The sequence below is a fragment of the Gillisia sp. Hel_I_86 genome (assembly GCF_007827275.1).
GTDB lineage: Bacteria > Bacteroidota > Bacteroidia > Flavobacteriales > Flavobacteriaceae > Gillisia.
Genome location: NZ_VISE01000001.1, coordinates 1,373,649 through 1,397,162, shown reverse-complemented (window position 1 = coordinate 1,397,162; position 23,514 = coordinate 1,373,649). Strand labels below are relative to the sequence as shown.

23 protein-coding genes are annotated in these 23,514 nt (G+C 36.4%); 17 read left to right on the top strand and 6 right to left on the bottom strand.

All coding sequences use genetic code 11. The features are described 5' to 3' along the window. Window positions 1-33 precede the first annotated feature (33 nt). Both JM83_RS06150 and JM83_RS06145 read left to right on the top strand, forming a co-directional pair. Window positions 34-897 carry a class I SAM-dependent methyltransferase gene (locus tag JM83_RS06150; protein WP_261376370.1) on the top strand — a complete coding sequence of 288 codons (864 nt, stop codon included), beginning with the start codon at window positions 34-36 and terminating at the stop codon, window positions 895-897. 227 nt (window positions 898-1,124) lie between these two features. Beyond that, the gene (locus JM83_RS06145; protein WP_144960366.1) at window positions 1,125-1,634 is read left to right on the top strand and encodes an OmpH family outer membrane protein; all 510 of its coding nucleotides are present in this window, start codon (window positions 1,125-1,127) and stop codon (window positions 1,632-1,634) included. 234 nt (window positions 1,635-1,868) lie between these two features. Here JM83_RS06145 and JM83_RS06140 read toward each other — a convergent pair whose 3' ends face one another. Together JM83_RS06140 and JM83_RS06135 are read right to left on the bottom strand one after the other, a co-directional pair. After that, window positions 1,869-2,264, bottom strand: a complete 396-nt coding sequence (locus JM83_RS06140; RefSeq protein WP_144960364.1) for a DoxX family protein — start codon at window positions 2,262-2,264, stop codon at window positions 1,869-1,871. A 9-nt stretch (window positions 2,265-2,273) separates the two neighbouring features. Next, a complete protein-coding gene (locus JM83_RS06135; RefSeq protein ID WP_144960362.1) occupies window positions 2,274-3,428 on the bottom strand; it encodes an ATP-binding protein in 1,155 nt (384 codons plus the stop codon). A 70-nt stretch (window positions 3,429-3,498) separates the two neighbouring features. Here JM83_RS06135 and JM83_RS06130 point away from each other — a divergent pair, with 70 nt between their 5' ends. The 3 genes from JM83_RS06130 to JM83_RS06120 are packed head-to-tail and all read left to right on the top strand — an operon-like array spanning window position 3,499 to window position 7,334. Next, window positions 3,499-4,686, top strand: a complete 1,188-nt coding sequence (locus JM83_RS06130) for a phosphoglycerate kinase (protein ID WP_144960360.1) — start codon at window positions 3,499-3,501, stop codon at window positions 4,684-4,686. Window positions 4,687-4,735: 49 nt separating this feature from the next. Next, window positions 4,736-6,334 (top strand): lytic transglycosylase domain-containing protein, encoded by a 1,599-nt coding sequence (locus tag JM83_RS06125; RefSeq protein ID WP_144960358.1) that lies wholly within the window; start codon window positions 4,736-4,738, stop codon window positions 6,332-6,334. Window positions 6,335-6,353: 19 nt separating this feature from the next. Then, on the top strand, window positions 6,354-7,334 hold the full coding sequence (locus JM83_RS06120; protein WP_144960356.1) for a DUF4837 family protein: 981 nt from the start codon (window positions 6,354-6,356) through the stop codon (window positions 7,332-7,334). Between the two features lie 49 nt (window positions 7,335-7,383). On the opposite strand, the gene tatA is transcribed toward JM83_RS06120, so the two are convergent. After that, the gene (gene tatA, locus JM83_RS06115; RefSeq protein ID WP_144960354.1) at window positions 7,384-7,578 is read right to left on the bottom strand and encodes a twin-arginine translocase TatA/TatE family subunit; all 195 of its coding nucleotides are present in this window, start codon (window positions 7,576-7,578) and stop codon (window positions 7,384-7,386) included. 115 nt (window positions 7,579-7,693) lie between these two features. Here tatA and JM83_RS06110 point away from each other — a divergent pair, with 115 nt between their 5' ends. From JM83_RS06110 to JM83_RS06080, 7 genes are read left to right on the top strand one after another with little or no spacing between them, the layout of a single operon-like run. Further along, a complete protein-coding gene (locus tag JM83_RS06110) occupies window positions 7,694-8,563 on the top strand; it encodes a M23 family metallopeptidase (protein ID WP_144960352.1) in 870 nt (289 codons plus the stop codon). 6 nt (window positions 8,564-8,569) lie between these two features. Beyond that, on the top strand, window positions 8,570-10,060 hold the full coding sequence (locus tag JM83_RS06105; RefSeq protein ID WP_144960350.1) for a GH3 auxin-responsive promoter family protein: 1,491 nt from the start codon (window positions 8,570-8,572) through the stop codon (window positions 10,058-10,060). Window positions 10,061-10,071: 11 nt separating this feature from the next. After that, entirely contained in the window at window positions 10,072-11,757 is a 1,686-nt protein-coding gene (locus JM83_RS06100; protein ID WP_144960348.1) for a DUF6909 family protein, read from the top strand. A gap of 3 nt (window positions 11,758-11,760) precedes the next feature. Next, window positions 11,761-12,306: a dTDP-4-dehydrorhamnose 3,5-epimerase gene (gene rfbC, locus JM83_RS06095; RefSeq protein WP_144960346.1), complete on the top strand. Its 546-nt coding sequence runs from the start codon at window positions 11,761-11,763 to the stop codon at window positions 12,304-12,306. Further along, on the top strand, window positions 12,303-13,157 hold the full coding sequence (rfbD, locus tag JM83_RS06090) for a dTDP-4-dehydrorhamnose reductase (RefSeq protein WP_144960344.1): 855 nt from the start codon (window positions 12,303-12,305) through the stop codon (window positions 13,155-13,157). The genes rfbC and rfbD overlap by 4 nt, the downstream gene beginning before the upstream one ends. A 17-nt stretch (window positions 13,158-13,174) precedes the next feature. After that, the gene (locus JM83_RS06085; RefSeq protein WP_144960342.1) at window positions 13,175-14,164 is read left to right on the top strand and encodes a UDP-glucuronic acid decarboxylase family protein; all 990 of its coding nucleotides are present in this window, start codon (window positions 13,175-13,177) and stop codon (window positions 14,162-14,164) included. Window positions 14,165-14,174: 10 nt separating this feature from the next. Beyond that, window positions 14,175-14,948 carry a glycosyltransferase family 2 protein gene (locus JM83_RS06080; RefSeq protein ID WP_144960340.1) on the top strand — a complete coding sequence of 258 codons (774 nt, stop codon included), beginning with the start codon at window positions 14,175-14,177 and terminating at the stop codon, window positions 14,946-14,948. Here the strand turns inward: JM83_RS06080 and JM83_RS06075 are convergent. After that, window positions 14,941-16,248 carry a phenylacetate--CoA ligase family protein gene (locus JM83_RS06075; RefSeq protein WP_144960338.1) on the bottom strand — a complete coding sequence of 436 codons (1,308 nt, stop codon included), beginning with the start codon at window positions 16,246-16,248 and terminating at the stop codon, window positions 14,941-14,943. The two genes, JM83_RS06080 and JM83_RS06075, sit on opposite strands and share 8 nt — an antisense overlap. A 90-nt stretch (window positions 16,249-16,338) precedes the next feature. Here JM83_RS06075 and purD point away from each other — a divergent pair, with 90 nt between their 5' ends. Then, window positions 16,339-17,613, top strand: a complete 1,275-nt coding sequence (gene purD / locus JM83_RS06070; protein ID WP_144960336.1) for a phosphoribosylamine--glycine ligase — start codon at window positions 16,339-16,341, stop codon at window positions 17,611-17,613. Here the strand turns inward: purD and JM83_RS06065 are convergent. Further along, on the bottom strand, window positions 17,605-17,835 hold the full coding sequence (locus JM83_RS06065) for a DUF6341 family protein (RefSeq protein WP_144960335.1): 231 nt from the start codon (window positions 17,833-17,835) through the stop codon (window positions 17,605-17,607). The genes purD and JM83_RS06065 overlap by 9 nt on opposite strands. A gap of 45 nt (window positions 17,836-17,880) precedes the next feature. Here JM83_RS06065 and JM83_RS06060 point away from each other — a divergent pair, with 45 nt between their 5' ends. The 3 genes from JM83_RS06060 (at window position 17,881) to JM83_RS06050 (ending at window position 20,853) form a co-directional block, all read left to right on the top strand. Further along, entirely contained in the window at window positions 17,881-18,807 is a 927-nt protein-coding gene (locus tag JM83_RS06060; protein ID WP_144960332.1) for a DUF6427 family protein, read from the top strand. Window positions 18,808-19,144: 337 nt separating this feature from the next. Beyond that, entirely contained in the window at window positions 19,145-19,753 is a 609-nt protein-coding gene (locus tag JM83_RS06055; RefSeq protein ID WP_144960330.1) for a DUF4254 domain-containing protein, read from the top strand. Window positions 19,754-19,755: 2 nt separating this feature from the next. Beyond that, a complete protein-coding gene (locus JM83_RS06050) occupies window positions 19,756-20,853 on the top strand; it encodes a glycosyltransferase family 9 protein (RefSeq protein WP_409994692.1) in 1,098 nt (365 codons plus the stop codon). A 30-nt stretch (window positions 20,854-20,883) separates the two neighbouring features. Here the strand turns inward: JM83_RS06050 and JM83_RS06045 are convergent, their stop codons facing one another. Then, window positions 20,884-21,930 (bottom strand): ferredoxin--NADP reductase, encoded by a 1,047-nt coding sequence (locus JM83_RS06045; RefSeq protein WP_144960328.1) that lies wholly within the window; start codon window positions 21,928-21,930, stop codon window positions 20,884-20,886. Window positions 21,931-22,026: 96 nt separating this feature from the next. Between JM83_RS06045 and JM83_RS06040 the strand changes: the two genes are divergently transcribed. Further along, window positions 22,027-23,511 (top strand): DUF5687 family protein, encoded by a 1,485-nt coding sequence (locus JM83_RS06040; protein ID WP_222430216.1) that lies wholly within the window; start codon window positions 22,027-22,029, stop codon window positions 23,509-23,511. Window positions 23,512-23,514: the final 3 nt, after the last annotated feature.

Below are 23,514 nucleotides of genomic sequence, written 5' to 3'. Positions count from 1 at the left end.
GTATTTAAAATATTTTAAACAATCTCCTTATTTGTGAATAGTTCCACTCAAAAAAGCTCCAACACTATTTATATTACCTGCAAAGATCATACTGTTTCTGGAGAGGAATTTATACTGATGTTAGACCCAGAAATGGATCTTTTGATTACTACTCCAAAACCAGATCTGGATAAATTGCCCTCTTATTATAAGAGCGAAGATTATATCTCCCATACCGATTCTAAAAATTCTATTACCGATAAAATTTACCAAAGCGTCAAAAAAAGGATGCTTGTTAAAAAGTTAAATTGGATAGAATCGCATTTTCCGAAAAAAGGAAAACTACTGGATATTGGAGCGGGGACCGGAGAGTTTTTATTGACTGCAAAAAACAACGGTTGGAAAGTCAAAGGGATAGAACCAGATGAAAATGCCAGGGAACTTGCTAAGCAAAAAGGAGTAAAATTGGTTCCAGATTCTTCAAAGTTTAAAGCGGAGAAATTTAATGTCATTACGATGTGGCATGTTTTTGAACATGTTTATGATTTAAAAAATCAAATTATAGAATTGGAGCAGTTGCTTAAAAAGGATGGGTTGTTGATTATTGCCGTTCCAAATTTCAAAAGCTATGATGCTTTATATTATAAAGAGCATTGGGCAGCTTTTGATGTGCCAAGACATTTATGGCATTTTTCCCGTAAGAGTTTTGAAAAGCTTTTTAATGGCACCTCTTTTTCTCAGTTCGATGAAAAACCCCTTTTGTTCGATTCATTTTATGTGAGCCTTCTTTCAGAAAAATACAAGGTCAAAAAGAACAATTTTTTAAAAGCCTTTTTTATAGGATTAAAATCCAATCTAAAAGCAAAAAAGTCTTCAGAGTATTCTTCTATTGCTTATTTCTTTAGAAAATCGGGCTAAAACCTAATTTCAGGCTGAATTGGATGATATTTTAGGTCCAGCGGGGATTTGTGTGCTAAAAATCAAGAACAAGTCTTAAATCCTCTTAAAGCACCCCTTTTTATATTGATTTAATTGATTTTAAACGATATTTCCATAAGATTTTCTTATTATATTTTAATAGAGAATATTTTTTTGTTTTTTTCCATATTAACTTTATTACTTTTGCGCCAAACAAAATTTATATTATGAAGAAGTTATTATTGGTTGTTTTAATTGCAGCCGGGCTTACAAGTTGTACTGAACAAAAAACAGCTTATGTAGATACAACCAAAATTATTAAGGAGTATCGCGAAATGAAAGAAGTGGAAGAGGAATTCACTTCAAAATCTAATAAGGTTAAAGGTGAGTTGGATTCTTTAGCTGCAAGTTTTCAGAAAGAAGTGCAGGAATACCAAGCAAACATGAATGGGATGTCTACTGCGCAAAGACAAGAAAAGGAACAAGAATTGATGGCGAAACAACAAAAAATACAACAACAACAACAAATGATGGGGAACCAACTTCGTCAAGAAAGTGATGTTGTGATTGATTCTATCGTAACTAAAGTGAAGGCATACGTAAAAGAATACGGTAAGGATAACGATTATACTTACATTTTTGGATCTAACGAGTCTGCAAACATCATGTATGCAAAAGAAGGATTGGATATCACCGATGAAATTCTTGAAAAACTTAATGAGGGTTACAAGAAATAGGAAATGGAATTTCTTAAAATGAAAAAGCATCGATCTTTATGAAATCGATGCTTTTTTATGTAAATGATTTATTAAGAAAATTTGTTCGTAAGTCAAGTATCCCAAACTGAAAAATGACGTCATTCTGAACTTGTTTCAGAATCCCATTTCAATGTAAAAGCCATGCAAGATTGAGACCCTGAAATAAATTCAGGGTGACCAAAGAACTTTTAGGACAAAAAACGGATATACAAATTAAGACAATAATGTCACCCCTAAAATTACCACGATAAAATATCCTACTATGGTAAAAGCTCCTGCATAATCCTTGGCTACGCGCTGTCCAAATAACAACATTAACAAAGTAATTGCTGCCAACACGTTGGCATAAAGGGCAATTTCGGTTTGTCCGCTGCTTATAATAAAGAAGATGCCAACCAAGGCCATAAACCCGACTATGACTTCTAAAACCAATATGATGGCAACCATTAAAGGTACTTGCCCCGCCAAAAAAGTTTTCGAAAAATGACCTTTTAACCATCCAATATTACCCTTCCAATCGGTGATTTTATCCAAGCCCGATTGCAAAAAAGTAATTACTATAAATATAAGGATGAGGAGTTCTGTAATATAATTGGTAATGTTTTCCATAGGTGTTTTTTAAGCTGCTTTTTTATGAATTAATCTTGTGAGTTTTATGGATAGGTCTGTAAAAATGATCTTGGAATTCCCATTGCGTTCTATGTGGTAAATGGCATCTTCTAGTTCTGATGTGATCCCCAATATATTTGCTCCTGTTATAAATGGCGCAAATTTATCTAATTTAAAATTGGCGGTTTTGGGCTGAATATACACTAATTTTTGGGCCTTGTAATTATGTAATAGAGCTTGACGAAAAAAGTCCAAACAATAGTGCAAAAAGCTTTTTTGTGTCTCCCTTCCTGAAGCTGCAATGGCATCGCTCCATGAAATCAGCTCTAAAATGGAGGCTTTATTTCCCTTTGCTTTAAAAGCGGTTCGAACCCAAGTAATAAACCAATTTTCAAATTGTTCATCGCCAGAATCGTTTTTTAGTATATGTTGAGCCTGGGAATAACTTCCATTTGCCTGAACCGCGATTTTCTTTGCAGATAAAGCATCGACTTTTTCGGTTGCCATCAATTTTTCTTCGATAATATTTTCAGAAAGGGGCGGGAACCGAAGGATTTGGCAACGGGACTTAATAGTTTGTATTATTTGCTCCTCGTCTTCAGCTATAAGGATGAAAAGTGTCTTATTTGGAGGCTCTTCTATTAGCTTCAATAATTTATTGGAACAGGCAGTATTCATTTTATCTGCCATCCAGATCAGCATTATTTTATAACCACCTTCATAAGATTTTAAAGAAAGGGATTTTAAAATTTCCTGCGCTTCATCTACTCCAATTTGTCCTTGCTTATTTTCTATTCCAATTTCTTGGTACCAGTCGAATAAACTGCCATACGGGTTATTATTGATGAATGTTCTCCAAGCTTCCATAAAATGATTGGAAACCGGATGCGATTTTACCTTATCGTTTGTGGCTACCGGAAATGCAAAATGAAGATCTGGATGAGAGAGGTGATTAAATTTTAAATTACACGCCGTATTACCCGTATTGTTCTCAGAATTTGTATTTCCACATAAAACATACTGCGCATAAGCAACCGCCATTGGCAATAATCCGCTCCCGTGATTTCCCACAAATAACTGCGCATGCGGAATACGCCCCCTGTCGGCGGTCGTGGTTAAGTGGTTTTTAATATGAGGTAAACCTAAAACTTCAGAAAAGAGCATAGGCAAAGATAAAATTAATCTTCACTTTATATCTTTAGAAAAATTTATATTTGTAGCATACACATTGCTTATGAAAACAGTAGACGACTACAATTTTAAAGACAAAAAGGCACTTATTCGGGTAGATTTTAATGTTCCGTTGGATGATGAAGGGAATGTAACCGACAGCACTAGAATAGAAGCTGCCAAGCCTACCATAATTAAAGTTTTAGAAGATGGCGGAAGCGTCGTCTTAATGACGCATTTAGGAAGGCCCAAGAACAAAGAAGCTAAATTTTCTTTGCAACAAATTGTTCCCAAGGTCTCCGAAATTATGGGAGTGGAAATAAAATTTGTGAACGATTGCGTGGGTGATGTTGCTACTAATGAAGCAAAAAACTTAAAACCTGGCGAGATCCTTTTGCTTGAAAATTTGAGATACCACAAAGAGGAAACGGAAGGAGATTCCGGTTTTGCCAAGCAATTATCGCAGCTAGGGGATATTTATGTAAATGACGCATTTGGAACTGCCCATAGGGCACATGCTTCAACAACGGTTGTGGCAAAATATTTTGAAGAGAAATGCTTCGGATACTTGCTAAAACAAGAAATAGACAGTTTAAACAAGGTATTGAAATCTGCTGAAAAACCCGTTACTGCAATTATCGGTGGTGCGAAAGTGTCTTCCAAGATCACGGTTCTGGAAAATATTCTGGATAAAGTGGATCATTTAATAATAGGCGGCGGAATGGCTTTTACATTTATTAAAGCTCAAGGAGGGAAAATAGGAAGTTCCCTTGTAGAGGACGACAAGCAGGAATTGGCTTTGGAAATCCTTAAGAAAGCGGCTAAAAAGGGAGTGGAGGTACATCTGCCGGTAGATACTATTATTGCAGATAGTTTCTCAGAAATGGCAAATAAAGATGTTTGCCCTATAGACGATATTCCCGATGGATGGATGGGTCTGGATGCGGGCCCTAAATCTATAGCGCTTTTTTCTGAAGTTATTTTGAAATCAAAAACGATACTTTGGAATGGACCTATTGGAGTTTTTGAAATGGAAGCTTTTGCTGAAGGAACCATGAAAATTGGAGAAGCTATTGGAAAGGCAACTTCAAATGGTGCATTTTCACTAGTTGGTGGAGGGGACTCTGTAGCCGCTGTCAAAAAATTTAATTTGGAAGATGAAGTAAGTTACGTTTCTACCGGTGGTGGGGCGATGTTGGAAATGCTGGAAGGGAAATCCCTTCCCGGAATCAAGGCAATCTCTGAAGCTTAAACAAGAAACCAGAATATTAAACGTTTCTAAACAATATAGTTGTAGAAATATGAAAAAAATAATCACACTTTTAACGCTGCTGGTTTTTTTTGGCTCTATGGGTCAGGAAAATCCAGCAAAAAGCAACTCCAAACCTGAAGTTGAACCTAAAAAAGCAAATTTTAGGGTTCAAGTTTTCAAAAAATCCGATAGTGCTAAAATAGAATTGAAAAATCCCGATCCGGAATTCAAGGATAGGTTGCCAATTTCGGCAAAAATAAATAACGCCTCTATTAAAGACCTTAAAGATCTACCGCATGCTGCGGTGATAGATTCGGTTTGGAAAAAGGAGTTGTTGAATTCTGATCTTTTTGATGAAATGCAGGAAGAGATCCTAAAGCAGGATTATTCTGAAGTTGTATATAAAGAATTACCTACAGATACCCTAAAAGCCAGGCTTGCCAAATTAAATGCCCGTACCCCTTTTAATATTGAATACAACCCAATTCTAGAAAGTGTAATTAAATCATATTTAAAGCGCAACAAGAAATCCATGGAACGCTTAATGGCGTTAAGCGAATATTATTTTCCAATGTTCGAGCAGCAATTGGACAGGTATGATGTTCCTCTAGAGATAAAATACCTAGCCATAGTAGAATCTGCACTTAATCCTCGGGCAAGGTCCAGGGTAGGAGCCACGGGATTATGGCAATTTATGTTTGCTACGGGTAAAATGCAGGGCTTGGACGTGAGTTCTTATGTAGATGAGCGCATGGATCCTATAATGTCTACGGAAGCAGCCGCAAGATACCTAGCGAGTTTATATAAGACTTTTGGGGATTGGGACATGGTTCTGGCTTCTTATAATTCTGGTCCTGGAAATGTGGCCAAAGCGATTAGAAGAAGCGGCGGTTCTACCAATTATTGGACATTACGTAATTATTTACCACGGGAAACTGCAGGGTATGTTCCCGCTTTTCTTGCCACGCTTTATTTGTTCGAATATGCAAAAGAACATGATTTTCAGCCAAATAGGCCAGAAGTTGCATTTTTTGATACAGATACACTTCATGTAAAGCAAATGCTCACTTTCGACCAGATCAACAAAGTATCTGGGGTGGATAAGGAAATGTTGCAATTTTTAAATCCTAGTTATAAGCTGGATATTATTCCATTTGTGGAAGATGAAGCCTATGCACTAAGGTTGCCCAGCAAAGGGATTGGCTTATTTGTGAACAATGAAGAGGCAATATACAATTTTGCAAAAACGGAGCTAGCAGAAAAAGAAAAGGAATTACCTCGATTTGTAGAGGCAGAAGATAAAGTAAGATATAGGGTTAAAAGTGGAGATTATCTTGGAAGGATAGCTAGTAGATATGGGGTAGGAGTAAGCAGTATTAAAAAATGGAACAATTTAAGAAGCAACAATCTCAGGATAGGACAATATCTTACCATATACCCAAGAAAATCGGTTACAATAGCAAAGAGCACTGTAAGCAGTTCTAAAGCCCCAACAGATGCTAAAACCTATACCGTAAAAAATGGAGATTCACTTTGGAGTATTTCCAAAAAATTTCCGGGGATAACGGTACAGAATTTGAGAGCATGGAATAGGATGTCCAATACATCGCTTAAGCCCGGAATGAAGTTAAAGCTTTCTGGAAGCTAGAACAATTTAAATTATAATCATGAAGAATTTTCTATTCCTAAGTTTATTTATCGCTTTATTGTTTACCGGATGTAAGGATGCCGAGTCTAAAGATCCTATATTATTGGCTACTTCTTCAGGGAATATCAACAATATCTCTGTGGTTATAGACAATGAAATGTGGGAAGGTTCCATTGGAGAAGCACTTAGAAAATCTTTGGCAGCACCCGTAGACGGATTGCCTCAAGAAGAACCAATGTTTTCCCTAAACCAAATGCCTCCAGAGGCTTTTTCTGGGTTTGTACGCAAAAACAGGTTGTTTGTAAAGATTGAAAATGGTCAGGCCGGAAATTTTAAAATTTTCAACGATCCTTTTGCACACCCACAAACAGGCGTGGTGATTACAGGGAAAAATTCTAATGAGATTATCAGTCAGATCAATAAAAATTCAGAAGAAATTGTAGAAGCCCTTCGGAATACTGAAATTAAGGAGAAGCAAAGAAGGATCAATAAGTCTTTGAAAGATGACAAAAAGCTAAAAAGGACCATAGGAGTTTCTCTTAAATTTCCAACAGCTTATCGTTATGCTATGGAAAATGATGATTTTTTTTGGATTCGTAAAGATATTCCAAAAGGGAATATGGAAATTTTGGTCTATACAGTGCCCTTAAACCAGATTGATGGGGATACCAGTGTGATTGCAAATATTATTAAAATGAGGGATTCTATTGGGAAAGCCCATATTCCGGGACCTTTGGAAGACAGTTATATGATCACAGAGGAAGCGTACGCACCCTATCTCTTTAACTCTAAAATAGACGGAAAATTTGCTTATGAAACAAAGGGGACCTGGGAAGTGAAGAATGCTTTTATGGCGGGACCTTTTATTAATTATGCCGTTAGGGATAGCGTTAACAACAGGTATATTATTCTTGAAGGATTTACCTTTGCTCCCGCAACAGCGAAACGAGACAATATGTTTGAATTGGAAGCTATATTAAAATCTGCAAAAATAGACTAAAAAAAAGGCTCAATTTTATTGAGCCTTTTTAGGAATTTTATAGGAAATATTATTTTTTGTCTTCAGGAATTGTTTTGTCCTTGTCATCATCTTCCTTAGAGGCATCTTTAAATTCTTTAATACCACTACCTAAGCCTCTCATCAGTTCAGGTATTTTTCGTCCTCCAAATAGCAATAATATTACAACGACAATTAATATTATTTGCGGAGCACCTATCACTAATGGTAAAAACAATGCATTCATAATAAAAAAGTTTTGTTGTTACAAACTTAACAAGAAATCATTAATATAAACGTTTATGAGCATTAAAATAGTATAAATTTAACTTTATGCTATCTTTGTGATAGCAGCATAAATTATGTCTCAAACAAAAAAAAATAAAAAGAAATTCACCAAGAAACTACTGCATAAGTATAGGTTGGTGATTTTAAATGAAGACACTTTCGAAGAGCGGCTTTCTTTTAAATTAACAAGGTTGAATCTATTTGTGGCTATTACCTCTAGTGCTATCTTGCTCATTGCGCTAACAACCTTCATCATAGCTTTTACAGGTTTGAGGGAGTATATCCCTGGATATTCTTCAACAAAACTGAAAAGACAGGCTACGGAATTAACTTATAAAACAGACTCCCTGCAAACCGCTTTAATGTTGAATAACCAATATTATGAATCTATAAGAAAAGTGCTTACAGGAGATTTGGAAGTAGGCGACCTTAATAGGGATTCATTATTGAATACCCAACGAATAGATTCGGAATATATAGATCTATCCCCTTCTAGGGCAGATTCGTTGTTAAGGGAAGAAGTGGCTTTAGAAGATAAGTATAATGTACTGCAAACAGCAGGATCTGATATTGAATTTGCGCTATTTCCTCCTGTTAAAGGACCAATTACCGAAGGCTACAATATCAAGACAAGGCATTACGCGATAGATATTGTGGTTGCCAAAAATACCCCTGTTAAAAGCGTAGCAGATGGGCGGGTGATCTTTGCTGAATGGAGTGCCGAAACAGGATATGTGATGATCATAGAGCATAATTACGGCTTGCTTTCTGTTTACAAGCATAATTCGTCACTAACAAAAGAACAAGGAGATTTCGTGAAGTCTGGAGAAGTGATCGCTGCTGCCGGGTCTGCTGGGGAACTCACAACAGGTCCACACCTTCATTTTGAATTATGGAATGAAGGAAATCCCGTAAATCCACAAGATTATATTGATTTTGATTAAACTTTTATGTCTATAAAATCCATTGCCGCAAAGATTTTTGCACAATACATTCGCAATAAAATCGATAAGTGGGCATCTAATCCAGAAGCTACGCAGAAAAAAGTTTTTAAAGAACTTTTGGAAAAAGCGAAAAACACACAGTTTGGATTAGACCATTCTTTCAAGGACATCACCAATCATAAAGAATTTGCATCTAAAGTTCCTGTTAGGGATTATGAAGAACTAAAGATGTACGTGGATAAAATGGTGGCAGGTGAAGAAAACATACTGTGGCCTGGAAAACCACTTTATTACGCCAAAACCTCAGGAACCACAAGTGGTGCAAAATACATTCCGCTTACCAAGGAATCTATGCCTACCCACATCAATGCGGCTAGAAATGCTATTTTATGCTATATAGCCGAAACTGGGAAGTCTAAATTTGTAGATGGAAAAATGATCTTTTTGCAGGGTAGTCCAGAGCTTACAGAGAAGAACGGAGTGAAATTGGGCAGGTTATCTGGAATTGTTGCACATTTTGTTCCTTCCTATCTACAGAAGAATAGATTGCCGAGTTTAAAAACCAATTGCATTGAAGATTGGGAAACCAAGGTAGATGCCATTGTGGGTGAAACAAAAGATGAAGATATGACCGTGATTAGCGGGATTCCATCTTGGGTACAAATGTATTTTGAAAAGTTGCAGCAAAACACTGGAAAAGAGGTAGGAGACTTGTTCAAGAATTTCGACCTGTTTATTTATGGTGGGGTAAACTACGAACCCTATCGTGCTAAATTTGAAAATCTAATAGGAAGAAAAGTAGATAGTATAGAACTATATCCTGCTTCTGAAGGGTTTTTTGCCTTTCAGGACAAACAAGGGGACAAAGGAATGTTGCTTCAGCTGGATTCTGGAATCTTTTATGAGTTTATAAAGTCTGAAGAGTTTTTTGATGAAAATCCAACCCGGTTAACAATTGGAGAGGTAGAAGTGGGAGTGAACTACGTGATTATTGTCTCTACAAACGCTGGATTATGGGCATATAATTTAGGTGATACCGTGCAGTTCACCTCAGTAAAACCATATAAAGTGATCGTTTCTGGAAGGATCAAACATTTTATTTCGGCATTTGGGGAACATGTTATTGCGAAGGAAGTAGAGCAGGCAATGCAGGAAGCTACCAAACAAACGGGGGCTAGGATCACAGAATTTACAGTAGCTCCACAAATTACCCCGGAAGGAGAACAATTGCCCTATCATGAATGGTTTGTAGAATTTGAAAAAGAACCTCATGACCTTCAGAAATTTTTAGAGATCTTGGACCGATCTATGCAAGAGCAAAATTCTTATTATCTGGATTTGATAGAGGGAAAAATCCTTCAGCAATTAAAAATTAAACAAATTCCCGAGAATGGATTTCAGCAGTATATGAAATCTATTGGAAAATTGGGAGGACAAAATAAATTACCAAGACTCTCCAACGATAGAAAGATCGCAGAGGTTTTGGAAAAAATATAAAGCAATAATATATGGTGAATTTGAAATTGATGGGAAGAACCCGGGCACAAGAAAGCACAAATGCGATAGAACGTATGTATATAACAATGCGCCATCTATTTAACCGCGGATTTTACAAGCCTATGGGAATTTCTGGAGAAACCCTTAGGGAATCTTTGCTCACCCTAAGACCGGAGATTTACGGAACTATTGCAGAGGAAAAAGTAGAACTGGACGGCCTTTTGTATGTAATTGAACGCTTGCCTGTTGGAATAGAACAATGTAGGTTTATAAATCTAACAAGCGATGAAGGCTATGCGAATTCTCATTTTAAGCCAATTGTTCCTCCAAAAAGAAGAAGAAATTGCTACAGGATAGATGAAGAGCAAATGAATATTGAAGTAACCCGTGGCAGGTCTGAAATCTATGACATCCTTACCCACCTTACTTTCTTGTTCATAGAATCGCATAAAATTATGCGACGCGTAATTATAGATGAAGAAGGAAGTGTTACAAGAGATTGGATGAAGCTGGAAGCGGCGGTTTTAAAACCTAGTTTAACTCAAAATGAGCGCGAAATAGCACTTACACATACAGCTAATATCCTGGGAAGAACCTTTAAAGAGGTTACCACTATGTACCCTAAATTTATGATCCCTGAGAATGAAGAGCGTTTTCTAGAGATCATATATTGGTTAGGGAAATTGGCAATAGACGAGACCATCAACAACAATAAACGCATTGTGACCTTTAGCCCTGTGCTTAGAGAGCGTTTAGGGCATCACATACACGGTGAGATCTGGGCAGATGCTATCAAGCAATATTTGGTGGAAAATAATTTGGTGCACCGTCCTATCCATATAATTAGTGCCAATATGCACAGTGTTATGAACACCTTATTTTCTCCTATAGCTTTAAAAGAGGAATTAATGGAAAAGAAACCTATGGAGGTTTATGAAGAATTGAGCAATAGCGGGAATGGGCAGCTTAGAAACAAGGTGATGAAAGTAGCTTTGGATAATGGAATGAAGTTTATTGAGGATGCCAGTGGCACCAATATAGATGTGCAGGTATTTGATACCGCTAAGATTAAAAATGGTTTTAGAAGTCCAAAATTCAGTGCAAAGAAAAATGAGGAAAAACCAGTAATCGTAGTGATGGATTACGCCTTTGGGGAACAGGCTTATGAAACGATGGATGAGCTGCTGAAGCCTTATAGATATGAAGAGAAGGAAATTCATTTAAATGTAGATTCGGTTTCTATAATGGGGAAAGCCGGAATTTTGGATGGAGGAAAAGGGGATATTATGATCCCTACCGCCCATTTGTTTGAAGGTACGGCAGATAATTACCCGTTTTATAACGAGCTTAAAAAAGAAGATCTTGAAGGAAATGGCATCAAGGTCGTAGATGGCTCGATGATCACAGTACTTGGTACATCCCTTCAAAATAGGGATATATTAAAGTTTTTTCAAGAATCTACTTGGGATGTAGTTGGATTGGAAATGGAGGGAGTGCATTACCAAAAAGCAATTCAGGCTGCCTCTAGGTTACGGGGAAACATCAAAGAAGATGTCAAGGTGAGATATGCTTATTATGCTTCGGACAATCCACTAGTAACGGGCAGTACCCTAGCATCTGGAGGATTGGGAACTACCGGTGTAAAACCCACCTATTTGATCACCGAAAAAATCTTGGAACAAATTTTTAATTCTTAATTAATGAAGTTTGAAAAGACACCTTTAAAGGATTGTTTTATTTTAACTCCAGAGGTATACCCAGATCATCGAGGTATATTTTTAGAAAGCTACCATAAAAAGAAATTTAATGAGATTACAGGCTTGGATTTGGAGTTTGTACAAGATAATCAGTCGGTTTCCAAAAAAGGGGTATTACGGGGTTTGCATTTTCAATCTGGGAAGTTTGCCCAAGCGAAGTTGGTAAGGGTAATTTACGGAGAAGTGTTGGATGTGGTGGTAGATCTAAGACCAGAATCTCCAACTTTTAAACAGTCTTATGAAATAATATTATCCGATAAGAATCAGCATCAATTATTTATCCCACAAGGCTTTGCACATGGGTTTGTCACCTTGTCTGAAACTTCTGTTTTTTCTTATAAATGCGATCGGTTTTATTATCCTGGCTCAGAATCTGGAGTGATTTACAATGATCCAGATCTTGCTATCGATTGGAAAATTCCGGAAGAAGCGTTCATTCTATCAGAAAAAGACACTAAATTACCAACGCTCAAAGAATTATTTCCATGAAAACGGTATTGGTAACTGGAGCATCTGGGCAGTTGGGGAAGTGCATTCAAAAGATTGCCGCAAATGAAGAAACGATTGATTGGCTCTTCATGGATTCTTCAGAAATTGATGTTACCTCAAAATGCGATTTGGAGATGTGCTTTGCCAGTAAGCAAATAGATTACTGTATAAATTGTGCTGCTTATACCAATGTTGAAAAAGCAGAATCCGAGAAGGAAAAAGCCTATAAAATTAATGCTGATGCAGTCAAGGATTTGGCCGAGATTTGTAAAAAGCATTCCACGGTTCTTATGCATATTTCCACAGATTATGTATTTGATGGGAGCAGCAATATTCCATATAAAGAAAATGATAGGACAAATCCAATGAACGTGTATGGCGCCTCAAAATTAAAAGGCGAGCAACACATCCAAAATACGATTGGATACTATTTTATATTTCGCACATCTTGGTTATATTCAGAATTTGGACATAATTTTTATAAAACCATTTTAAGAAAGGCAGGAGAAAATGCTACCTTGAATATAACAACATCCCAAAAAGGGACACCCACCAACGCAAATCATCTTGCCAATTTGTTAATACAAATCATAAAAGAAGAAAATGAGCACTACGGTTTGTATCATTTCAGCAATAGTGGGGAAACCACCTGGCACGGATTTGCAGAAGAGATTTTAAGAGTGTCCAATAAATATGAGGAGGTTACTTTAATTGAAGATAATTCTTATAAAACAATTGCGAAAAGACCGGAATATAGTGTTTTGGATAAAACTAAATTGGAGATGAATTTGGAGGTGGAGGTTGCTTCATGGCAGGATGCAGTATTGGAACTATACAATTACAATTATTAATTAAATAAAATTTTTAGATGCCTAAAAGGATATTGATTACCGGAGCAGCTGGGTTTTTAGGCTCTCATTTATGCGATAGGTTCATTAAAGAAGGATATTTGGTTATTGGAATGGATAATCTGATAACTGGTGATATGAAGAACATCGAGCATCTTTTAAAGCTCGAAAATTTTGAGTTCTATCATCATGATATTACCAAATATGTGCATGTAGCTGGAGAATTGGATTATATATTACATTTTGCATCACCGGCCAGTCCAATAGATTATTTAAAAATCCCAATTCAGACCTTGAAAGTGGGCTCTGTGGGAGTTTTGCATTTATTAGGTTTGGCGAAGGAAAAAAAAGCTCGGATTTTAATTGCTTCCACTTCAGAAATTTATGGTGATCCCTTGGTGCACCCTCAAACCGAAGATTATTATGGGAATGTAAATTCTATAGGACCTCGTGGTGTCTATGATGAAGCAAAGCGTTTTCAGGAATCCATGACCATGGCTTATCATCGTTTTCACGGACTTGAGACTAGAATTGCCAGAATATTTAATACCTATGGCCCAAGAATGCGTTTAAATGATGGCCGTGTGATTCCTGCATTTATCGGTCAGGCATTAAGGGGAGAAGACCTCACGGTATTTGGGGACGGTTCTCAAACACGTTCTTTTTGTTATGTAGACGATCAAGTAGAAGGAATTTATAGATTGCTTTTAAGTGATTATTCAGATCCTGTGAATATTGGGAATCCAGATGAAATTACAATCCGGGAATTTGCAGATGAAATAATAAAGCTCACCAATACCAATCAGAAAGTAATTTGTGTGCCTTTGCCAGAGGACGATCCAATGCAACGGCAACCAGATATTACCAGGGCCAAAGAAATATTGGGATGGGAACCCAAGGTTTCCAGGGAAAAGGGTATGAAGATCACCTATGATTATTTTAAAGGGCTTACCCAAGAAGAATTGTTTAAAAGTGAGCACAAGGATTTCGCAAAGCACATAAGACGCTAAATACAGCTAAATGGAAGAATTGCCATTGGTATCGGTAATAATGCCCGCTTATAATTCGGCCGCCTATATTGCTGATGCCATTCAATCTGTTTTACAACAAACGCACCTCAACTGGGAATTATTAATAATTGATGACGCTTCAGAAGATTTAACAATTTCAGTAGTCAATAAATTCCAATTAGCAGATCCCAGAATTCAACTTTTTCAGAACAAATCAAATCTGGGCGCAGGTGTAAGTAGAAACGTAGGCATAAAAGCCGCTCAGGGCGCCTATATTGCGTTTTTAGATGCCGACGACCTTTGGCTTCCCAAGAAGCTAGAAACTCAGCTGCAATTCATGAAGAGCCATAATCTGGCGATGACCTTCTCCAGTTATTATTTGGTAGATGAATCCGGCCAAGAGCTTCCTAAAAAAGTTCAAGCTTTGCCTGTGCTCTACTATAAAAAGCTTCTGAAATCCAATTATGTGGGGAATCTTACTGGAATTTATAGCGTAGGGAAACTGGGTAAAATTTACAGTCCCACACTCAGAAAAAGGCAAGATTGGGCATTATGGTTAACTATTTTGAAAAAGATCGAATCTACAAAAGGAATAAGCGAACCACTTGCCAAATACCGAATTAGAGAAAATTCGATTTCCAATAACAAGACGGCGCTATTGAAATACAACTTTTTGATCTACAGTGAATTTTTGAAGTATAACAAACTGAAGAGCTTGTTGAGAATGGGAGTGTTTTTAAAAGAACATTTCTTTGTTAAGAAAAAGCAGGTGGTTTCTAAATGAGGGATGTGAACTGCTTCAATTTTCCGCTTTTATTCCTTTTTAAAATCGGCATTTTTGCAAATTCTACTTGAAGATTTTTCCCAACGAAAGTCTCGATCGCGGTTAATATTTGTTGAACCTGCCCATCGGAAAGCACTTTTTCACTAACATACTCTATTTTAAATCTATCCAAAGCGGTTTGCACGATTAGAAATTCTTTAATGCTTCCAGCATCTTCAATAATAGATTTGGTCACATAATAAAAAGTAAGCCCCGGCACTACCTTTCCATCTGCCAAACGTGCCACATCGTTGGTTCGGCCGGTAAGATTTAAAAGTACAGGATGCTTAAAAGTGCTTTTCTTTGCCAAGGTGCCGGTATCCCCAATATCGTATCGAATCATGGGATGTGCCTTGTTATATAAAGAAGTAATCACAATCCTTCCTTCTTCGCCGTATGGCAAGCTTCTATTGTTATCATCCAAAATTTCTATAAATAAGCTCTCTGCATTCACAATCCATTCCCCATCGGGATTTTCAAAGGCGATGAGCCCAACTTCGCTTGCGCCGTATTCGTTTACTACCGGGATCCCAAATGCTGCCTCAATAAGCTTCTTATCATTCTCAAAAAGTTTTTCTGAAGTAACAATGCAAACCTTTAGCGAAGGACAGGTTTCTTTTAAAACCACTTTTTGTTTTTTTAAATATTTTGCAAAAAGTAAAATGGCACTGGTATATCCATTGATATAATCGAATTCAGATTTTTTAAAGCGTGTTAAAAACTCTTCCATTTTTTCTTCGCTTAAATCGAAGACATTGAATCTTCTACGTAAGCTTACCTGATCTTTGAAGCGTTCCGTTAAATTTCCGTAGAAATCCAGGGGAATTCCATAAAACCTGGCCTGAAGGGATTTGTTGAGGTCTATATGAATCCATTTATATCTATCTATAAACTCGGCCCAAGTTACCGCATGGCAAAATCTATCTTTTGCAAAAATAAAAGGATGCCCGCTAGAGCCGGAAGTCTTCCCTATATAGCTGTTTTTTTTGTTGTAATTTTTACTGAGCCTTTCTTTTAAAGGTCTTTGTAGATCTGATTTTTGCATTACCGGAACTTCTTCCCAGTCCTCAAACTCCTTGTTTCCAAAGAACTTTTTATAATAGGAATTGTGGGATAAATGGTAGTTTACAATCGCCTTTCTTCTATTGAAAACATAACCTTCAAATTCGACTTCTGGAATGTCCTGAATTTCGCGCAATAATCTTTGCGCCCTGTTTATAGGGAATTTATTAAGCTGAAGAGAAATTTTAAACCAATTCAAAGGTTAGAGTAACTTTATTTTATTCGAAATTATTAGCGCTTCAATTTACAAACAATTATTTTTGGCGCAAGAACTTAAAATAACTTCTACATGAATATTTTGATATTGGGTGCCGGTGGCCGGGAACATGCTTTTGCTCATAAAATCCTGGAAAGCAAGCAGTGCGACCAACTTTTTGTTGCTCCTGGGAATGCCGGGACAGCTCAAATTGCTAAAAATATCGATTTGAAGGTAACTAATTTTGAAGCAATCAAAGACTTTGTTCTTAAAGAAAATGTGGAAATGCTAATTGTAGGTCCAGAAGACCCTTTGGTTCTGGGAATCACAGATTTTTTTAATAACGATTCAGCTTTAAAAAACATTTCGGTTGTGGGCCCATCAAAACGAGGTGCATTATTGGAAGGAAGCAAGGAAAGAGCGAAGGAATTTATGGCAATTCATAATATTCCAACAGCAGCTTATCAAAGTTTTACTGCGGAAAGTCTGGAGGCAGGAAAATCTTTTTTAGAAACATTAAAAGCACCTTACGTACTTAAAGCAGATGGGTTGGCAGCTGGAAAAGGGGTCTTAATCTTAGAAGATCTGGAAGAAGCTAAAATGGAGTTACAGCACATGCTGGTAGACAGCAAATTTGGAGATGCAGGGGAAAAAGTGGTGATAGAAGAGTTTTTAGATGGTATAGAATTGAGTGTTTTTGTGCTAACCGATGGGAAAAACTATAAGATCCTGCCTACAGCTAAAGATTATAAGAGGATTGGAGAAGGAAATACAGGCTTAAACACAGGTGGAATGGGAGCGATCTCCCCTGTCCCTTTTGTGGATGAGGTATTAATGGATAAGATTGAAGAACGAATTGTAAAACCTACAATCAATGGACTTCAAAAAGAGAATATAGATTATAAAGGTTTTGTGTTTATTGGATTGATTAAAGTAGGTGAGGAGCCTTACGTGATTGAATATAACGTGAGAATGGGAGATCCGGAAACAGAGGTAGTACTGCCAAGAATTGAAAGTGATCTGGTCGAACTCTTCAAATCTTTAAAATCGCAAAAGCTAAATGAAACCAGCTTAAAGATATCTCCCAAAACTGCAACCACAGTGATGTTGGTGTCTGGTGGGTACCCTGAAGCTTATGAAAAGGGAAAAGAAATCAGCGGATTGGAAAACGTTGAGGGATCCTTGGTGTTTCATGCTGGAACTTCAGAAAAAGAAGGAAAAGTGGTTACCAATGGCGGAAGAGTGCTTGCGGTGACCTCATTTGGGGAAGATTACAAACAGGCACTAAAAAAATCTTATCAAAATGTAGATAAACTTCATTTTGATAAGATGTATTATAGAAAGGATCTAGGTTTTGATTTAGCCTAAGAATGAATGTGCTTTGGGATCACGATCTTCCTCATCGTTATCGTTGAATTTTTTCAATTGCATCATCCAATAAACGAAAGCTGCAAAAGCTACGATCATAAAGATCCAATTCATAATATTGGCGAGAAACCAATACTCATCTTGTAATTCTCTAAGAGCATCAAAGGGAATAAATAATATTTCTGTAAAAAGCCAAGCGATTCCTTCAAAAAAATCTTTCATTGTATAACTTTGTTATATTATGGCACAAAAATATAAAAAACCAACATGCTAACAAGCTTTTTTAGCAAATCTAAACCAGTAATTTTTCTAACGGTTGTGATATTCATGGCTGTTTTTTATGTTTCGGCAAATGTGCAAGCACTGTTTCAGGAATTTAGCACTTATCTTTTATTTACTAAAATTGGAGTTTTAGCTAGTTTTTTAGTGAGTGTTTTAATTTTAGATTTTATTGCAAAAAAGAATGAACTCACCAAGCGAAGTGGTTTTAAGATCTTGATATTTGCCTTATGTGCAGTTTCTTTTTCAGGAATTTTAAAGGACAATCAGGTAATTGTAGCCAATCTATGTGTTCTCCTTGCACTTAGAAGAATTATTAGCCTTAAATCCAGGAAAGATGTGGCTTTAAAAATCTTTGATGCTACTTTCTGGATCTGCATCGCTTCGCTCTTTTATTTCTGGGCAATACTCTTTCTTATAATTGTCTATGCTGGGATTATTTTTCATGCCGTAAATTATTTTAAAAATTGGCTTATCCCTATTATAGGTTTATTAATTGTATTTGTACTGGTTACCACTTTTCATTTGGTGTTTCATGACGATTTTTATAGTTGGAGCGCATGGTTTCAGGAAAGCTCTTTTAATTTTGAAAATTATCAAAACCTATCACTTTTAATCCCACTCAGTGTTCTCTTGGCAATTACTTTTTGGACCTTGTCCCATTATTTTAAATTGTTTCAAAAATCTGGAATAAGATCCAGGCCCACCTATATGTTGGTGTTTATTACACTTCTTATATCCTTATCAATAGCCATATTTTCACCGGTAAAAGATGGGAGTGAATTGTTGTTTTTCCTTGTTCCATTGTCTATCATAACTTCAAATTATTTTGAAAACAAAAAAGACCGTGGTTTCAAAGAAACGCTTCTTATCCTTTTGATTTTAATGCCAATTTTGATGCCCATATTTTTTTAAGCCTATCCAAGATTTAATAAATCTCATGGTTTTCCACTATTTCAAAATATAATACCTTTGTTTTTAATTAGGAGTTTCGGGGATAGAGGCAGTAGTTATATTAAGATCATGATTCTACTATGAAGAAGGGACGTTAGGTTGGGGCACCCCGATGTCTTGTGGGAATCCTATTTTTTATGCTAAAAAGATCTCGACTCCGCTAGAACAGACAAAACGAAATGTTTTAATTATTTGAAAATCAATAAAAATTATATGTGATATCTAATGGTCTCTATTAAATTAAATTGATAATTCCTGAAAGAAGTTGCATTTTTCAAAAATAAAATAACAAATAAATATGTTTTCAGCAAAAGCAAATAAGATTTTTAAAGAAGTAATAGATAAATATCACTTAAATAATTCTGTAGATCAGTCATTTGAAAATCCATACAACAAGGAAACTCAACTTATAGAGCACCTTTTATTCAGAAAATGTTGGATAGATACTGTACAGTGGCATTACGAAGATATTATTCGCGATCCTAAAATAGATCCAGTGGCAGCCTTAACTTTAAAGAGACAAATAGACGCTTCTAACCAAGACCGCACAGATATGGTAGAGTTTATAGATAGCTATTTTTTAGAGAAATATAAAAATGTGTATGTAAAACCTACTGCTACAATTAATTCTGAAAGCCCTGCTTGGGCAATAGATAGGCTTTCTATTTTAGCACTGAAAATCTTTCATATGGATGAAGAGGTGAGAAGAAAAGATGCTTCTATGGATCATCGAAATAAATGCGAAGTTAAGCTGAACGTATTATTGGAGCAACGAGTAGATCTTTCCTCAGCAATAGATAGATTGCTTGAAGATATTGAAAATGGGGAGAAATACATGAAAGTGTACAAACAAATGAAGATGTACAACGATGACGAATTAAATCCTGTTTTAAGAAAGAAAAACTAGTTGTGAGCAGTAATTCCAATATATCCAAGTCTTCTAAAAGTAACTTTAAAAAGGGGGAACACTCTGAAGCAACTATATTGGTTATTAGATTATCTGCTTTGGGAGATGTGGCAATGTTAGCGCCGGTACTAAGAGTTGTTTCTGAAACTTATCCCAAACTTAAGATTACCTTGCTTACCAGAGCTTTCTTTGCTCCTATTTTCAAGGATATCCCAAATGTGACTATCTGCGAAGCCGATGTGAATGGAGAACATAGCGGTGTTTTTGGATTAAGTAGGTTGGCTAAGGATTTAAGGGATCTTGGGATAGATGCAGTGGCAGATTTGCATGATGTTTTAAGAAGCAATGTGTTACGATCTGTTTTTTATTTCTACGGAATTCCAGTGAAGCAAATAGATAAAGGTAGGGCTGAAAAAAAGTCACTAACCGCAGCCAACAATAAAATATTTAAACAGCTAAAGTCAACTCATCAGCGCTATGCAGATGTTTTTGCGAAATTGGGTTATCCAATAGACCTAAACCGACATAAATTCCCAGAAAAGCAAAAAATTTCTCCCAATACCAGAGAAATTACTGGAACCAACCCTTTAAAATGGATTGGAATAGCTCCATTTGCTCAACACACCTCTAAGGTTTATCCTTTAGATCTAATGGCTGAGGTATTGTCTCTGCTAAACCAATCTGGAAAAATTCAGATTTTTCTTTTTGGCGGTGGGAAAAAGGAGTCAAAACTGTTAGAAGAATTAGCAGCGAATCATGAACATGTTATCTCTCTTGCCAAAAAATTAAAATTCAATGAAGAATTGGCGCTGATTTCCAACTTAGATGCCATGGTTTCTATGGATAGTGGGAATGCACATCTTGCGGCGATGTATGGCATACCAGTGATTAGCCTTTGGGGTGTAACACATCCCTATACCGGATTTGCGCCGTTTAATCAGCCAATAGAAAATAGTATTCTGCCGGACCTGCATAAATATTCACAAATACCGACTTCAATTTATGGGAATAAAGTTCCAGCAGGCTATGAAGATGTTATGCGTAGCATTTCCCCCGAAACAGTGGTTTTAAAGATCAAATCTATCTTAAATCTAAAGTAGGTTCTTGTATATTAAACCCCTCCATGAGGGTTAAACATCGTCGTAGTCTACCTTTAGGGTGGGAGTTGTTGGGTGTGCCTGGCAAGTAAGAATTAAACCTTCGGCGATTTCACTATCGGTAAGGATCTGGTTTTTTGCCATTTCTGCTTTTCCTTCTTTAATTCTGGCGATACAGCTACTGCAAATGCCGCCTTGACAAGAGTAAGGAACATCCAGATCATGCTCTAAGGCAGCATCTAGAACGGTATCTTTTTTGTCCATGGAAAAAGTGGTTTCCTCATCGTCTACCAAAACGGTAAGTTTGGTTTCCCCATCTAAATCGGCTTCAATTTCTCCAGAATCGCTAGAGGTAAAGAGCTCGAATAAGATCTTTTCTTTTTTTATTCCATTTTTCAGCATGATTTCAGAAACACTATCTATCATTATTTCTGGCCCACATAAATAGAATTTTTCAAAATCCAAAGCGTCGAATTTATTTTTCAGGACATAGTTTACCGTACTGTTTTCTATTCTTCCAAAGTGGGCATTATCTTCTTGGGTCCTACTGTAAACAAATTCAACAAATAAACGTTCAGGATACTCAAGCTGAAGTTTTAAAAGCTCCTTGAAGAAAATAGTGTCATCTGGGGTTTTATTGCCATAAACCAACACGAATTTACTGTCGGTCTCCTTTGTAAGCGCTGTTTTAATTATGGATAGAACAGGCGTGATCCCGCTTCCTGCAACAAATGCAGCATAATTTTGTTTAGAATTGCTAGGCTCAAAAATGAATTTTCCTTCTGGGGGGTGTACTTCCAATATATCCCCGGATTTCAGTTTATTGTTGGCTAAAACCGAAAAAGTTCCACCTTCCACTTCTTTAACTGTTACTTTATATTCGTTGGTATTAGGGGCAGAACATAAAGAATACGCTCTTCGTACTTCTTTCCCTTCTAGGGTGGTTTTAAGCGTAATATATTGGCCTGCTTTAAAAGAAAAAAGCGCTTTAAGATCATCTGGCACCTCAAAAGAGATGCTTACCGCTTGCTCGGTTTCCCGGATAATTTCTTTTATTTTCAGGCTATAAAATTTATTCATCACTTGCAGTTTGGCTGCAAAAATACAAAGTCTATCCTTTTTTATTTGTAACAATTTGGTAAATTTCGGCACTTCTAAGTATAAACATCAAGTATTATGTTCAAGCGCTTATTTTCGCTAGAGTGGAAATCATTTTTTAGATCGGCAAGTTTAGGGAAAAGTATAGGCTTAAAAATCTTAATGGGGTTTTTGGGACTGTATTTTACCGTGGCATTTTTAATGTTCGGGATTGGTTTGTACCCTATTATTACCGAACATTTTCCTGGAGAACAACCTTTATATTTAGTGAATAGATTTGTTCTGGTGTGGTTGGTCATGGAGCTCGTATATCGATTTTTACTTCAGAATTTACCCATCATGGATATAAAACCACTGATGCTGCTTCCCATTAAGAAGGAAAAAGTGGTAAATTTTGTGCTATTAAAATCTTTATATTCCTTCTTCAATTTTCTCCCGCTGCTTATTATTGTTCCCTTCGGAATTTATAATATTTACAAACAAACTTTTAGTACAGTGGCAATTCTAGCATGGACGATCTCCATGATAGGTCTAACCCTTTCTGTGAATTATGCGAATTTTATAATAAAAAAAAATTTTACCGATAATATAAAAGCATTAATCCCGGTAGTTGGAAGTATTGCCATCATTGGACTTCTAGATTATTTCAAGGTTTTTGAAAGCAGTGTTTGGTTTGGAAAGGGACTTAATGCCATCCTGGAGTTTCCATTACTTGCCAGTATTCCTGTCCTTATATTCCTCTTTTTCTATAAATGGAACCAAAAAGACCTAAAAAACAAGTTTTATTTGGATGCAACCTTAAAAGAACAAGTAAAGGATGCAAACACAAAAGAATTTCTTTGGACAGATCGTTTTGGGGAGTTAGCTCCTTATTTGCAATTGGACCTAAAAATGATCTGGAGGAACAAAAGGCCTAAAACTACCATTTATATTTCCATTTTATTTTTGGCTTATGGCTTGATTTTTTACCCGAATGAAACGTATCAAGACATGCCGGCATTTTATGTATTTATAGGAATTTTTATAACTGGGATTTTCATGATCAATTTTGGGCAGTTTATTCCAGCTTGGGATGCGGGATATTATCCGCTTATGATGGCGCAGAACATCCCATTAAAGAAATACCTGACTGCAAAAGCGGGATTGATAAGCTTTAGTGTGGTCGTGCTTGCAATTCTCTCAACCCCCTATTTATATTTTGGTTGGAAAATTTTAGTGATCAATATGGTGTGTGCGGTATATAACATAGGTATCAACATACCCATTTTGCTTTATGCCGGCTCTTTCAACAGAAAAAAGATAGATCTGGATAAAAGCCCATTTTTGAATTATCAGGGAACCGGTGCCACGCAATGGGTAGTTAGTCTCCCGCTTATGGTTGTTCCAATTCTTATCTTTTGGATATTCAATAAATTCTTATCTTTTGAAAGCGCCCTTACTGTTTTATTTGTCTTGGGAATATTGGGGTTGATCCTTAGGAATCGCGCCATCGGTTTCATTGCGCAACGTTATAAAAAACAAAAATATGCCATGATTGAAGGTTTTAAGCAATCTGGACAATAAAAT